The sequence below is a fragment of the Inquilinus sp. OTU3971 genome (assembly GCF_038440215.1).
This window is the reverse complement of record NZ_JASATH010000060.1, coordinates 24110-38529: the sequence shown is the minus strand read 5'-3', so window position 1 is coordinate 38529 and position 14420 is coordinate 24110. Positions and strand designations below refer to the sequence as shown.

Annotated in this window: 11 protein-coding genes; 5 read left to right on the top strand and 6 right to left on the bottom strand. The window is 71.0% G+C overall.

Features of this window, described 5'->3' with window-relative positions; all coding sequences use genetic code 11:
- A partial coding sequence (locus tag AAHM41_RS16860; RefSeq protein ID WP_342237723.1) for a hypothetical protein occupies nucleotides 1-250 on the top strand: 250 nt, incomplete at its 5' end.
- A 206-nt stretch (nucleotides 251-456) separates the two neighbouring features.
- On the opposite strand, the gene AAHM41_RS16855 is transcribed toward AAHM41_RS16860, so the two are convergent.
- Nucleotides 457-1350 (bottom strand): dihydrodipicolinate synthase family protein, encoded by an 894-nt coding sequence (locus tag AAHM41_RS16855; protein WP_342237722.1) that lies wholly within the window; start codon nucleotides 1348-1350, stop codon nucleotides 457-459.
- 19 nt (nucleotides 1351-1369) lie between these two features.
- Nucleotides 1370-2452 carry an FUSC family protein gene (locus AAHM41_RS16850; protein ID WP_342237721.1) on the bottom strand — a complete coding sequence of 361 codons (1083 nt, stop codon included), beginning with the start codon at nucleotides 2450-2452 and terminating at the stop codon, nucleotides 1370-1372.
- Between the two features lie 141 nt (nucleotides 2453-2593).
- Here AAHM41_RS16850 and AAHM41_RS16845 point away from each other — a divergent pair, with 141 nt between their 5' ends.
- Genes AAHM41_RS16845 through AAHM41_RS16835 form a run of 3 tightly spaced genes read left to right on the top strand, consistent with a single transcriptional unit; the run spans nucleotide 2594 to nucleotide 5623 of the window.
- Nucleotides 2594-3724: an ABC transporter substrate-binding protein gene (locus tag AAHM41_RS16845; RefSeq protein WP_342237720.1), complete on the top strand. Its 1131-nt coding sequence runs from the start codon at nucleotides 2594-2596 to the stop codon at nucleotides 3722-3724.
- Nucleotides 3725-3734: 10 nt separating this feature from the next.
- Complete coding sequence (locus AAHM41_RS16840; protein ID WP_342237719.1) at nucleotides 3735-4811, top strand: FecCD family ABC transporter permease; 1077 nt, start codon at nucleotides 3735-3737, stop codon at nucleotides 4809-4811.
- Nucleotides 4802-5623 carry an ABC transporter ATP-binding protein gene (locus tag AAHM41_RS16835; RefSeq protein ID WP_342237718.1) on the top strand — a complete coding sequence of 274 codons (822 nt, stop codon included), beginning with the start codon at nucleotides 4802-4804 and terminating at the stop codon, nucleotides 5621-5623. Before AAHM41_RS16840 ends, AAHM41_RS16835 begins: the two co-directional genes overlap by 10 nt.
- A gap of 51 nt (nucleotides 5624-5674) precedes the next feature.
- Here AAHM41_RS16835 and AAHM41_RS16830 read toward each other — a convergent pair whose 3' ends face one another.
- Nucleotides 5675-6208 carry a carboxymuconolactone decarboxylase family protein gene (locus AAHM41_RS16830; protein ID WP_342237717.1) on the bottom strand — a complete coding sequence of 178 codons (534 nt, stop codon included), beginning with the start codon at nucleotides 6206-6208 and terminating at the stop codon, nucleotides 5675-5677.
- A gap of 76 nt (nucleotides 6209-6284) precedes the next feature.
- Entirely contained in the window at nucleotides 6285-6830 is a 546-nt protein-coding gene (locus AAHM41_RS16825) for a peroxiredoxin (protein ID WP_446719454.1), read from the bottom strand.
- A 138-nt stretch (nucleotides 6831-6968) separates the two neighbouring features.
- On the opposite strand from AAHM41_RS16825, the gene AAHM41_RS16820 reads away from it, so the two are divergent.
- A complete protein-coding gene (locus AAHM41_RS16820) occupies nucleotides 6969-7943 on the top strand; it encodes a LysR substrate-binding domain-containing protein (protein WP_342237716.1) in 975 nt (324 codons plus the stop codon).
- A 21-nt stretch (nucleotides 7944-7964) separates the two neighbouring features.
- Here AAHM41_RS16820 and AAHM41_RS16815 read toward each other — a convergent pair whose 3' ends face one another.
- Complete coding sequence (locus AAHM41_RS16815; protein WP_342237715.1) at nucleotides 7965-12326, bottom strand: translocation/assembly module TamB domain-containing protein; 4362 nt, start codon at nucleotides 12324-12326, stop codon at nucleotides 7965-7967.
- Nucleotides 12326-14233: an autotransporter assembly complex protein TamA gene (locus tag AAHM41_RS16810; RefSeq protein ID WP_342237714.1), complete on the bottom strand. Its 1908-nt coding sequence runs from the start codon at nucleotides 14231-14233 to the stop codon at nucleotides 12326-12328. Before AAHM41_RS16810 ends, AAHM41_RS16815 begins: the two co-directional genes overlap by 1 nt.
- Nucleotides 14234-14420 lie beyond the last annotated feature (187 nt).

The window sequence follows — 14420 nt, the reverse complement described above, 5'->3', positions numbered from 1 at the left end:
GCGAGACCTTTTCAGAACACCGCCGTTCGAGCCGACTTATCCCTTCTATCCTCCCCCTCCCCTTGCGGGAGGGGGCAGGGGGAGGGGTTTGGTGCCGCCAGAATTGATGTTGAGGGTCACCACCGGCCCCGCAGAAATCCTCGCCAATGCCGCGCCGGCTCCCGTCATCGACACCCCCTCCCCCTACCCCCTCCCGCAAGGGGAGGGGGAGAGTGGAAAACACGTGTCGGTTCAGGTGATCGAATTCTGAAAAGGTCTCGCTTGCGGGAGAGGTCGGAGACGCGAAGCGGCTCCGGGTGAGGGGAGTTTGTCGAGGCCGGGACCCGCCCTCACCCGGTCTCGCTGCGCGAGCCCGACCTCTCCCGCCAGGCGGGAGAGGCAGACGCGAAGATGCTCGACGTCCTGTCGGCCTTGCCCGAATGCATGGGCATGATTTGACCCCGATTTCAGTCGGCTCTAGGCCTTGCGGCCGAACGGCCCCAGCGCCGCGGCGTGCCGGGCCACCAGGTCGAGGCCGAATTCGGTCGGGCGCAGCGCCGGCGCCCGGTCATGCACCGTCAGCCCCGCCCGGGCGGCGAACAGGCGCTTGCCGTAGCAGATCAGCGTCTCGATCGACTGCATGACGAAGACGATCGACGGTGCCACCCGGGCATAGGCCGCCACGGCGCCTGCTTCATCCCCGGCGTCGTGCCGCCGGTGGATCGCCACCGCGTGGTCGACCGCGTCCGGCGCCAGAAGGAAGCCGCTGCAGCCGGCGCGCAGGCTGTCGATCATCTCCAGCCCGCCGCGGCCGTTGAACACAAGCAGCTTTCCTTCGGTCACGGCGATCAGCCGCTCGATCTCAATGGCCGTCCCCTCGGCCTTGATCAGCGTCATGTTGGCGTGGCGGCGCATCAGCCGGGCGATGTCGTCGGCGGACAGGCCGCGGCCGAGATATTGCGGCGCGTTCTGGATCGCCACCGGCAGCGCCGTCGCATCCATCACCCGGCTGAAGAAGTCGAGATACTCGCCGGCGCCGTAGCTGCCCGCGGCCGGCGGCTGCAGGATCAGCCAGCCGGTCCCGGCCGCCTCCGCCGCGCGGACCATCGCCACCTGCTCCGCCACCGACGAACCGAAGATGGTGAAGCCGACCGGCACCCGGCCGCCGACATCCTCGGCCACCCAATCCATCACCGCCCGGCGCTCGTCGACGCCCAGCTTCGCCACCTCGGTGGCCAGGCCCAGCGCGGCGATGCCGGCGACCCCGGCCTCCAGGCACGCCTCCGTCTGCCGGCGCATGGCGGCGCGGTCGAGCCGCTCCTCGGCATCGAAGAAGGCGTAGAGGATGGCGTGGATGCCGGGTGCGGTCATGGCGGCTCTCTCCCCGATCTCAGTCCGCCGTCAGCGGCGCCGGCGCCTCGCCCGCCTGCTCGCGCAGCCGCTCGGCCAGGTCGGCGAGGTTGTCGCGGAGCTGGGCGAAGGTGAAGGCCAAAGCGAAGGCCTGGCCGAATTCGCGCCCGTCCAGCCCGTCGCCGCCGGTGCCCCGGAGGGCGTCGACGCTGCTCTGCAGCGCCGCGACCGCCTGGTCGAGGGCGCTGCCCCCGCCCGGCGCGGCCTTCGCCTCCAGCGACGCGGCCAGCGAGGTCATCCGCTTCTTCGCCGCCGTCACCGCCTGGTCCAGCGTCGCCCCCAGCGCCGCCTGCAGCGCCGGCGACAGCGGACTCTGGGCGGCCCGGTTCAGGATGATCTCGCTGTACCACAGGCGGCGGATCGTGCGGATGATCGGCGCCGGGTCGAGATGCTCCGGCATCGCGCCGGGCCGCTCGCGCCGCGCCTCGTCCAGCTGGCCGTCCGCCTTGCGCAGCAGCGTGCGGATGCGCTGGTTGATCGCCGTCGCATCCCCCTCCGATCCACCCAGGCGCCCGGCGATCAGGGCCAGCAGGCCGGCGCATTGGCCCAGCGCCTCGGCGGCGGTGTCGCGCAGATGGTCGCGGGCCCGGGACGGCAGGATCAGCAGCGCGGCCAGCACCCCGACCACGGTGCCCAGGCCGATCTCCGCCACCCGCTGGAAAGCGGCGCCCAGCGGGTCGGCATGGCTGGGGTCGGACAGCATGACGATCGCCGCGGTGACCGCGCCCAGGCGCAGGTTGGGCCGGCGGGCGGCGATATAGACCGTGACCAGCATGACCAGCAGCAGCACCGCGCCGGTGCCCAGCGCCGACGGGCCGGACAGCACCGCGCCGATCACCCCGGCCACGGCGCCGAGCACGGTGCCGAGCAGCCGGTCGACGGTGGCGCCGAGCGTGGCGCCGAGCGTGGCCTGCAGCACGATCACCGCGGTCAGCACCGACCAGTAGCCCTTGGGCAGGCCGAGGGCCTCGGCCAGGGCATAGGCGGCGACGGCCGCGATCGCGCCCCGCACCGCCTGGCGCAGATGGATCGGATCGAGGCTCAGGCGGGACAGCTGAATCATCGCGACTCCGGGGCTGCGGCGACAGCATGCCAGAGAGCGAGGGGACGCTGCAGCCTCGTCGGGCGAGACTGAAAAGCACTCGCAATCGCAATGGTCGCATGGTACCCAACCCCCGTTCACGAGGGGGTGGCAATGCGTTCGATGATCAGGATCCTTGCGGTGGCGGCGTTGGGCCTCTGGGGCGGCACGGCCGTCGCGGCGGACGACAGGATTTCGGTCACCGACCTGGCCGGACGCACGGTCGAGGTGCCGAAGCATGTCGAGCGCATCCTGCTCGGCGAGGGGCGGCAGATCTACATCGTCGCCGCCCTCGACCGCGACAACCCGATCGGCCGCATCGCCGGCTGGAAGGACGAGTTCGAGCGCTCCGACCTCGACACCTACAGGCTGTACCAGGCGAAGTTCCCCGCCATCGATGCCATCCCCGACATCGGCGACCCGGAGGAGGGGACGTTCAACACCGAGCAGGCGATCGCGCTGAAGCCCGACGTGCTGTTCCTGCTCCTGGGCCAGAAGCAGGCGGCCGAGGAATCCGGGCTGATCAAGACGCTGGAGGGCGCCGGCATCGCCACCGTCTTCATCGACTTCCGCGACGAGCCCTTCACCAACACCGAACCCAGCGTCCGGCTGTTCGGCCAGATCCTCGGCCGGCAGGACCGGGCCGAAGAGTTCATCGCCTTCTACCGGCAGCAGCTGGGCCTGGTGCTGGACCGGCTGGCCCAGGCGGGTGCGCCGAATCCGAAGGTGATGATCGAGCGCGCCGCCGGCACCGGCTGGGGCGCCGAATGCTGCGCCTCCTTCGGCACCGAGAATTTCGGCCGCATGGTGCGGATGGCCGGCGGCACCAACATCGCCGCCGACCTGATCCCCGGCGCCTTCGGCGTGCTGAATCCGGAGCAGGTGACCGTTGCCAATCCGGACGTGGTCATCATCACCGGCGCCAACTGGTCGAAATTCGTGCCCGATGGCGGCTGGGTCGGGCTCGGCCCCGACGCCGACCAGGCGAAGGCGAAGGAGCGGCTGGCGGCGCTGGTGCGGCGCCCGGCCTATACCGGCGTCAAGGCGGTGGCCGACGGCCGCGTCCATGCCATCTGGCACCAGTTCTACGACAGCCCGTATCAGTTCGTCGGGGTCCAGCAGATCGCCAAATGGCTGCACCCCGACCTGTTCGCCGACCTCGACCCGGAGGCGACGTTCCGCACCCTGCACGAGCGGTTCCTGCCGATCCCGTACCGGCCCGGCTACTGGGTCTCGCTGGCCCCGGCGGGCTGAAAGGTATCGCATGGCGGACCACGCCGTCCCGATCGACCCCCATCTGCGCGCCGGCCGCGCCGCCTATCGCGGCCTGGCCCGGCGCAAGCTGCTGCTGCTCGCGGCCCTGGCCGCGGCGCTGCTGGTCAGCCTGGTGCTCGACATCGGCATCGGCCCGGCGCGCTACGGCGTCGGCGAGGTGGTGTCGGCCCTGGTCTCGCCCGCCGACGTGCCGGCGACGCTGCGGGTGGTGATCTGGGACATCCGCCTGCCGGTGGCGCTGATGGCCGTGGTGGTCGGCGCCGCTTTGGCCGTGGCCGGGGCGCAGATGCAGACGGTGCTGAACAACCCGCTGGCAGATCCCTTCACCCTCGGCATCTCGGCCGCGGCCAGCTTCGGCGCGGCGCTGGCCATCGTCCTCGGCGTGGCGCTGATCCCGGCGCTGACCGACGTGATGGTGCCGGTCAACGCCTTCCTGATGGCGCTGGTGGCGTCGCTGGGGCTGCACGCGCTGAGCCAGCGCCGCGGCGTGACCATGGAGACGGTGGTGCTGCTGGGCATCGCCATCGTCTTCACCTTCAACGCCCTCTTGTCGCTGCTGCAGTATGTGGCGTCGGAGCAGGCGCTGGCCGCGGTGGTGTTCTGGACCATGGGCAGCCTGGGCAAGGCCAGCTGGGGCAAGCTCGCGGTCACGGCGGTCGTCCTGTTGGTGCTGCTGCCGCTGATGGCGCGTCGGGCCTGGCAGCTGACGGCGCTGCGGCTGGGCGAGGACAAGGCCCGCAGCTTCGGCATCGATGTCCGCCGGCTGCGGCTGGAGACCATCATGGCCGTCAGCCTGCTGGCCTCGGTGCCGGTCGCCTTCGTCGGCACCATCGGCTTCGTCGGGCTGGTCGGGCCGCATATCGCGCGCATGCTGATCGGCGAGGACCAGCGCTTCTTCCTGCCGGCCTCGGCCCTGGCCGGGGCGCTGATGCTGTCCGCCACCTCGATCGTGTCGAAATCGATCGTGCCGGGCGTGATCTTCCCGATCGGGGTGATCACCGCCCTGGTCGGCGTGCCGTTCTTCTTCAGCCTGATCCTGGCCAGCCGGCGCCGCGCATGGCAATGACCCCCGTGACTCTGGAGCTCCGCGACGTCTCGGTCGCCTATGGCCGCCGGGCGGTGCTGCACGGCATCACCACCCCGGTGATGGCGGGCGGCGAGGTCACCGCCGTTATCGGGCCGAACGCGGTCGGCAAGTCCAGCCTGTTCCGCCGCATCGCCGGGCTGATCGGCGGCCCGGGCGAGGTGCTGGTCGACGGCCGTGCCGCCGCCGGCTGGGAGGCGAGCGACCCGAACCGGCCGTGCCACCTGCCGCAGGAGGCTGCGGTGAACGCCGTCCTCACCGTGCTCGAATCCGTGCTGCTGGCGCGCAAGAGCAGCGCCGGCTGGCGGGTCGACGACAGCGATCTCGACGCCGTCACCCGCACCCTGGCGCTGCTCGAGATCGACGACCTCGCCATGCGCAACCTGGGCGAGCTCAGCGGCGGCCAGAAGCAGCTGGTGTCGATCGCCCAGGCGCTGGTGCGCGACCCGCGCATCCTCTTGATGGACGAGCCGACCAGCGCGCTCGACCTGCAGCGCCAGGTCGAGGTGCTGACCCTGGTCCGCGACCTGGCGCGCAGCCGATCCTTATGTGTGCTGATCGCGCTGCACGATCTGAACCAGGCGGTGCGCTTCACCGACCGGGTGCTGGTGCTGAAGGAGGGGCGCGTCGCCGCCTGCGGCGAGCCGCGGACCGTCGTCACCGCCGCGATGCTGCGCGAGGTCTACGGCGTCGAGGCGCGGGTCGAGACCTGCTCCGACGGCATGCCGATGGTGCTGGCCGACCGCTCCATCCGCAGGCGCCGCATCACGGTGGACCGGCTGGCGGCCGAATAAGCAAAGGCCCGCCACCGGGGCGGGCCTTCTCTCTCGCCGGAGCGCGGGCCGTCAGGCGGCCAGCTTCTCCTCGGCGTCCAGGGTGGCGGCCACGGCGTGGATCACCGCGGCGATCCGGATCACGGCCTGGACCACATCCTTGCCGACGCCCTTCTTGGCGACGACCTGCTCATGGCTGTCCATGCACATGCCGCAGCCGTTGATCGCCGACACCGCCAGCGAATACAGCTCGAAATCCACCTGGTCGACGCCCGGATTGGCGATCGCGTTCATGCGCAGCCGGGCCGGCATGGTCGCGTAGTCCTTCTCGGACACGAGGTGGGTGAAGCGATAGTAGATGTTGTTCATGCCCATGATCGCCGCCGCCGTCTTGGCCGCGCCCTGCGCCTCGGGCGACAGGTGCTGCGCCGCCTCGGCCGCGATCGCCTTGATCACGGTGGCGTTGCGCGAGGCATAGGCGCTGGCCAGGGCCGAACCCCAGATCTGCTGGGCGGTCACGCCGGGCGGGGTCAGGACCGAGGACAGGTTGAGCTTCAGATCCTTGGCGTAGTCGGGAAGGCTGGCCTTCAGCGTGTCGATCGACATGGGGGGCTCCGGCGGGGCTTGGAAAAGGCAGTGGCCGGCCCGCGGGGGGCCGGCCGGAGAGGAACAGGACGCCGGATCAGGCGGCCTGCAGGGTCTCCTCGCCCTTCTGCCAGTTGCAGGGGCACAGCTCGTCGGTCTGCAGGGCATCGAGCACGCGCAGGACCTCGTGCGGGTTGCGGCCGACCGACATGTCGTTGACCGAGACGAAGCGGATGATGTTGTCCGGGTCGACGATGAAGGTGGCGCGCAGGCAGACTTCCTCGCTCTTCTCGAGGATGCCGAGCGAGCGGCTGAGATCCTTGCGGATGTCGGCCAGCATCGGGATCGGCAGCTCCTTCAGGTCGGCGTGGTTCTGGCGCCAGGCCAGGTGCACGAACTCGCTGTCGGTCGAGACGCCGTAGACCAGCGCGTCGCGGTCGGCGAAGTCGCCGGCCAGCTTGCCGAACGCCGCGATCTCGGTCGGGCAGACGAAGGTGAAGTCCTTCGGCCAGAAGAACACGACCTTCCACTTGCCCTTGCTGGCGGCACGGTCGATCTGGGTGAAGGCGTCCTTCGGGTTGGTCGAGACGACCGCCTGGAGCGAGAAATCCGGGAAAATGTCGCCAATGGTCAACATGGGCATCGAGAGGCTCCGTGGGATCTTTGGTGGGATTTTTTGTGTGCGGCGCAACAGGGTTGATGCCGCAGTGCAGCAAGGAGATAGCAAGCCGGAGTCCCACAATCAAATCGATTGTTCCGACAATTATGATAGCTTGAGCCTATGAACCAACCGATCACCCTGCGGCAGCTCCGCTATGTCGTCGCGGTCGCCGACTCGCGCCATTTCGGCCGGGCCGCGGCCGCCTGCCATGTCAGCCAGCCCTCGCTCAGCGCCCAGGTCCAGGCGCTGGAGGAGATGCTGGGCGGGCCGCTGTTCGAACGGTCGAACCGGCGGATCCTGCTGACCCCGCTGGGCGAATCGATCGTCGCCCGGGCGCGGCGCATCCTGGCCGAGACCCAGGATCTGCTGCTCGCCGCCCGCGACCAGGCGGCGCCGCTGGCCGGCGACTTCAGGCTCGGGGTGATCCCGACGCTCGGGCCCTATCTGCTGCCGCGGCTGATGCGGACGTTGCGCCGCACCTATCCGGACCTGCGCCTGTATCTGCGAGAGGATCTGACCGACCGGCTGGTCGAGCGGCTGCGCCGCGGCGAGCTGGAGGCGGCGCTGCTGGCCCTGCCGGTCGAAGATCCGAAGCTGGAATCGCTGCCGGTGTTCGACGAGCCCTTCCTGCTGGCGGTGCCGACCGGGCATCGGCTGGCCCGGACCAACCGAGTGTCGCCGGCCGACCTGTCGGGCGAGCACTTGCTGCTGCTGGAGGACGGGCACTGCCTGCGCGACCAGGCGCTGGAGGTGTGCCGCAGCGCGTCGCGGACGCAGGAAGATGCGTTCGGCGCCACCAGCCTGTCGACCCTGCGCGAGATGGTGGCCGGGCGGATCGGCATCACCCTGCTGCCGGCCCTCGCCTGTTCCGCGCCGACCATGGCCGACGACGACATCGCGCTCCGGTCCTTCGACGCGCCGCAGCCGTCGCGGCGGATCGGGCTGGTCTGGCGCCGGGGCGCGGCGCGCCGCGGCGAGATCGAGATGCTGGCCGAGTTCCTGCGCCAGCACCTGCCGGAAGGCGCGGTGGCGATCCCGCAGGACGAGCTGTCCAAAGACGAGGGGGAGACGCCGGCCCGGAGCGCCGCCGGCTGACGGCCGCGAGCCGCGCTGCCGTCAGTAGTCCCACTCCATGGTCACGCCGACGCCGCCGCCGCTGTCGCCGCCGGCCTCGGCCTTGCCCTTGATGTGGTCGGTGATGTCGATGGTGACCGTGGCCCGGGTGCTGCCGGCACTGATGCCCTGTTCCACCCCGACGCGGACGCCCTTGGTGAGGTAGCGGCCGAGGCCGACCCCGGAGCCGCCGGAGGCGTCGGTGTTGAAGTCGAGCTGGTCGAGGCCGAGCGACTGCTGGATGCCGCCGAGCAGGCCGGTGCCGCCGCCCCCGACGCCCGCCATTTCCGCCGCCGCCTGGGCCAGCTGGATTGCCTGGGTCGGGCTGAGCTGACCGGTGGCCTGGCCGAACAGCAGCCGCGACAGCACCTCGTCCTGCGGCAGCTCCGGCGACGAACTGAGCGTCAGCTCCGGCTTCGAGGCATAGCCGCCGACCTCGATATTGGCGGTGACGTCGCCGGCCCGGGTCGATGCCAGGAAGTCCAGCCGCGGATCCAGTGCCCCGCCGTCGAAGCTGAGATTGCCGTGCTCGAAATCCAGGCGCTGGCCGAATTTCGAGATCTGGCCGCGCCGCATCTTGAAGTTGCCTTCGATGTCGGGGGTGGAGGTCGTACCAGAGATGTGGAGCTGGCCCTGCATCTCGGCATCGATGCCCTGGCCGCGGACATAGAACTGGTTTGGCGAGTCGACGCTGATGTCGAGCCGGATCTGCGATGGCGGCTTCTGCGGCTGGTTCCGATTCCGGTTTCGGCTCGGCGGCGTCGCCGTGTTGAGGGCAACGCCCTCCGCTTTCATCCGTGCCGCGACCTCCGGCGGCACGTTGATCTGGCGCACCGGGATCGGCGTCACCGTGACCGGGAAGCTGTCGGGGATCTGGATGACGGCGTTGCGGACCTTGATCGAGCCCTGGAACAGCGCATCGGCCGACAGGTCGCCGGACATGGTCAGGTCGCTGTCGGCATGGACCGTCGCCAGCTCGCTGGACACCAGCAGCGCATTGCTGGTCTGAATCTTCAGGTCGACCGGCAGGCTGCCGCGCGGGCCCAGGGTGACGCTGCCGCTACCGCTGATGGTGCCGCCGCCCGGCGTCTTCGCCGACAGGCTGGTCAGGCGGAAGCTGTCCCCGGCGCCGGTGACGGTGGCGTCGATGTTCTGCAGCCGGACGCCGTATTCCGAGTTCTGGTAGCTGCCGTTGCGCAGCGTCACGGTGCCGGAGGCCTGCGGCCTGTCGGGCGTGCCTTCGATCCTGACGTCGAGCGACAGCGGGCCGCCGATGCGGTCGGCGCCGGCGCCCAGGAAGTCGTTGAACATCGCCAGCTCGACCTGGCCCTTGGCCGAGGCCGAGAGCGGCCCGCCGCCCAGCGGCACCGCGCCTTGCAGGTCGAGCCGGGCGCGCCCGGCGGTGACCCGGCTGGTGACGGTGACGCGCCGGCCGCCCAGCGTGCCGTCGGCGGTGGCGTCGATCGCGGGTAGGCCGGCGGTGTTCAGCCCGCCCATCTTGGCGCCGGAGACCTTGAGCGAGAACTTGCCGCCGGGGTCGGCGGCGCTGCCGGTGATGGTGGCCTCGCCGTTCAGCTGCCCCTGCAGTTCGAGGCCCGGGCTGGCGATCGACGCCAGGCCGAGCGGAAGGCGGGCGATGCGGGCGCGCAGGTCCAGCGCGTCGCCGGCCTTGCCCGAGAGGGTGACGCTGCCGCCGCCGCTGATTGCGAGGTCGATGGTGCCGAGATCGACGCCGGCGGCGCCGGCGCGGATGGTGGCCGGCTTCGACAGGGTGACCGACTGGCCGGACTGGCGGATCGCCAGGCTCTTCAGCCCGACCACGGTCTCCGCCCCGTTCAGGCCGATATCGGCGGCCATGTCGGCGGTGCCGTAGCCGGTCGCGGCCTGCAGCTTCAGCGCCAGCTGCTGCATCGTGCCGGCGACGGTCAGCTCCGCCCGGCTGATCGGGGTGCCGCTGGCGGTGGCGTTGGTGACCAGCAGCCGGCCGTCCTGGATGCGCCGTCCGTCCGCCATCGGGTCGAGCACGGTGCCGGTCAGCCGGATCTCGCCGAGCTGGGCCTGGTCGGCATAGGCGACACGCCGGGCGGTCAGGTCGATCTTGGCGCCGGCCGCGGGGTCGAGCGTCAGGGTGGCGTCGAGCTGGCCGCGCAGCGCCTGGCCGATGAAGGCGCCGACGACGCCGAGATCGGCCACGGCCAGGCGAATGGTGCCACCGACCGGCTTGCCGTCCGCCGCCACCGCGGCGTTGCCATCGGCCTTGATGCCGGCGACGTCCAGCACCAGCGTGCTGACATCGATGCCGCCATCCGGCTTCTGGGCCAGCACGATGTCGCCGGTGGCCGGCTTGCCGTCGACCGTGCCGGCCAGCTTGACCGTGCCGGCGGGGGCGGCGGGCAGGCCGGCGGCGTCGATGTCGACGGTCAGGTGCTCGACCGCATGGCCGGCGGTCTTCACCCCCTCGGCCACCACCTGGCCCTTGACGCCGAGCGCGCCGATGGTGCCGGACAGGGCGGCGTCAACCGACACCGCGCCCTCGATGCCGGGCGACACCGCGGCGAGCGAGCCGAGCGCTGCCTTGATCGTGCCGTCGATCGCGTCGCCGTCCAGCGTCCCGGCGGCGTCGAGCGAGGCCTTCTCGCCCTTCACGCTGATGCCGGAGACGGTGATCTTGCCGGCGGCGTCGCGCTCGATCCGGCCGTTCAGCGTCGCCTCCCGGCCGAGCACCGCGGCGGTCGGCGTGGCTTCGGCGTTCGGCTCGGCGATGGTGCCGGTCCATTCCAGGGTGGCGGCGCCGTCCGCGGTCAGCGCCGGCTTCACCGTCAGGTCGAGGGCGCCGGAGATCGGCTGGCCGACCAGGCCGGAGAGGCGGCCGAGATCGGCATAGGTCAGGTGCAGCGTGCCGGCGCCGGATGGCGCCATCGCGTCGCCCTGGCCGCTGGCAGTCAGGACGGCACCGTCCAGCCGGGTCTCCAGCCGGTCGATCACCGCCTTGCCCGACTGGGTGGCACTGCCGTCGAGGTTGAGCTGCAGGGTGTGGCCGGCCGCCGTTTCGAGCAGCGGGTCGCCGAGCGCGAGGCCATCGGCGGCGGCGGTGACGTGCAGCCCGATCGGGGCCTCGGGGTCGGAGAACGGACCCCGCGGCGTCGCCGTCAGGTCGACCGCCAGCGTGCCGGCGCCGTAGGGGGCCTGGCGCAGCCCGGCACCGCGGATCGCGGCCACAACCACCGGCGCATCCAGGGTGCCCTTGGCGGTGCCGTCGACCGCCAGCGAGTCCCAGCCGGTGCCGGGCGGCAGCAGCGTGGCGAAGCCCGCGGCGGCGCCGGCCTGCAGCTTGTAGCCGAGGTCGACCTGGTTGCCGGTCGGGTTCACGCTGCCGGTCACCGAGACGCTGCCGGCCGCGGCCGTGGCGTCGAGCTGGCGGATGGTGATCGGGCCGGCATCGGCGATCTCGGCCTCGGCCTTCAGCGTCGTCCGGCCCTGCAGCAGGGCGGCGATCCCGGCCGGCGCCAGCCGGGCCGCGTCGGCGTTGAGATCGACGGTCAGGCGCCGGCGGCCTTCGCCGGGCTCGATCCGCACCTGGCCGTCGACCCCGCCCAGGTCGCCGACCTTGCCGGACAGGGTGGCGCGCCAGTCGGACAGCGTGCCGGTGCCGTCGAGCGTCAGGTCGACCGGCGGCTGCCCGGGGAACTGGGCCATGCCGGCGATCAGGCCCCCCGGCGGCTCCTGCACCGACATGGCGACGTCGAGCTGCTCGGTCGACGGGATGAAGGCCAGCCGGGCGGTGATGTCGCCGGCCGCACCGTCCAGCCGGCGGACCGCGAGGTTGGCGGCCAGCCCCTGCGACGGGTCGCCCAGCTGGGCGTCGCCGGCCACGCTCAGCGTCGCCGCCAGCCCGGCGACGGCCGGGCCGACCGCGATCCGCTCCACATTCAGCCGGTCGAGCCGGATGTCGACCGGCAGCCGCGGCAGCGAGAAGCCGGTGGAGCTCGGCTCCGGCTCAGGCTCGGTTCCGCCGGCGGGCAGGCGGTCGACCGTGACCGTGCCGGCCTCGACCGCGTCGACCCGCAGGGTGCGGCGCAGCAGGGCCGACGGGCTCCAGGCCAGCCGGGCCCAGTCGACCGTCACCATCGGGCCTTCCGGGTCGGACACGGCGACGTCGCGCACCGTCATGTCGAAGGGCACGAAGCCCTCGATCGCGCCGACCGAGACCTGCATCTCGGGCGAGCTCGCCAGGCTGCCGGCCTGGCCGGCGATCAGGCGCTTGCCGGGGCCGGTCTGCGCCGCGGCGAAGACGATCAGCAGCAGCGCCACCGGCAGGCCGATGACGACGGCGAGAAGGATGAGGAGGATTCTGAGCGCGCGCATCAGAAGGCCTGCCCGATGCTGATGTAGAGCTGGAAGCTGTCGTCGCTCTTGCGCTTGTTCAGCGGGATGGCGATGTCGGCACGGATCGGCCCGATGCCGGTGTAGTAGCGGGCGCCCAGCCCGGCCGCATACTGGATGTCGCTGCCGAAATCCGGGACGCTCTTCTCATAGACGCCGCCGGCGTCGAAGAACGGCACGATGCCGATCGTGTCGGTGATCTTGTAGCGCAGCTCCAGGCTGCCGATGATCGAGCTGAGGCCCCCGGTCGGGTTGTCGTTCTTATCCAGCGGGCCGATGCTCTGGTACCTGTAGCCGCGCACGCTGCCGCCGCCGCCGGCATAGAGCCGCTTGTCAGGCGGCACGTCGGCGATGTCCGGCCCGGCGATGCTGCTGATGCCCAGCTGCCCGGCCAGGACGATGTCGCCGTCGCCGCCCGACAGGTCGAGATAGGTCGACCCCAGCGCCTTGGCCACGATCATGTCGACCGAGGAGCCGAGGAAGGTGGGGTAGGGGGTCAGCGACAGCTGCGCCCGGTAGCCGGTGGTCGGGTTCAGCAGGTTGTCGGTGGTGTCGATCTTGGCGCCGAGCGGGATGCCGACGAAGGTGTAGTCCCACTCGCCCTCTTCGTTCTCGACATGGCCGGTCTCGAAGCTGAGCCCCGCCAGCAGGTCGATCTGCTTGGTGTATTTGTAGGTGGCGATGCCCTGCACCAGGCCGCGGGTGCTGGTATAGGCGTCCAGCACCTCACGCACCGCCTCGGCCTTGGCGTCGAGCGTGGTGTTGCGGTCGAGGAAGCCCGGCACCTTCAGGGACACGCCGAACTTGAAGTTCGGCTCGGTCGCGTTGTTGTAGCCGAGGCCGCTGACCTCGCCGTCGATCCGCAGCTGCTCGGCCCCGCCCCACAGGTTGCGGTGGCCCCAATAGGCGTTGATCCCGGCGCCGTAATTGGTCTCGTAGTTGGCGCCGAAGCCGATGAAGCGCAGCGGCCGCTCCTGCACTGCGATGGTCACCGGGACATTGCCCTGCGCGTCGACCTGGTCCGCCGTGGTGACGCGGACGCTGCTGAACACGCCCAGATCGGCCAGGTCCTTGCGCAGGTCCTGGACCTGCTGCGGGGAATAGACCTGGCCGGTGACGAAGGGCACGCGGCTGCGGATGAAGCTTTCCCGGACCGTGTCCTCGCCTTCCACCGTGACAGGGCCGAAGCCGGCCTTGGGGCCGGGGTCCAGCACCTCGGTCAGGTCCATGGTCTGGTCGGCATGGTCGACCACCGCGTCGCGCGACGGCACCTTGGCCAGCGGATAGCCCTGGTCGTTCATCTGCGCCACCATGGCGCCCTCGGCGCTCAGGATCGTCGCCGACAGCGCCGGCTTGCCGGGATCGAGTCCGAGCGGCGCCCGGTCGATCACCAGCGGCAACTGGTCCGACCCGTTGGTGTCGGTCAGCCGCACGGTCTCGAACTTATAAGATGGACCGAGATCGATCTTGATCGAGACCTTGACCGGGTCCTTGCCCTGCCGCGCCGTCAGCCGGTCGATCAGCCCGGGGTCGTCCATCGGCAGGCCGTCGATGGTGATGGCGACCTCGCCGCCGTAATACGACAGCGCCCCCAGCGCGCCGTACAGCCGGTCGCGGTCGGCCAGCGCCCGGCGGACCAGCCCGACCGGGCCCGAGGGCGGGCTGGACTGCAGCTTCAAGAGGTTCGAGGCGCCGGTCAGCGCCGCGGTCGCGTTCTCGTCCGGGATCGGCTCCAGCGTCGCCGTATAGGGCAGCTCGTCGGGCAGCGGCGCCGCCTCGGTCGCCGCGTCACCATCGGTCGCGGGCTCGTCCTGGGCCAGCAGCGCTGCCGAAGGAATCAATGCAGCGAGGAGGCCGAGCCACCCGAACCTGCCCAGTCTTGCTCGCAATCCCCAGCTCTCCCTTCGCCGCGCGCTCGTGGTGCTGCCGCCGCTCGCGCTTCGGTTGTGCCGTGATGGGAACACATACCATGCAACTTTCGTTGCCGTGGTTGCCTTAAGTTCTCTCTCGATTTTTCAACGATTTGGCGCCTCGACTTGCGTTTGGCGCCGATCCGACTATATTGCGCTGCAACGG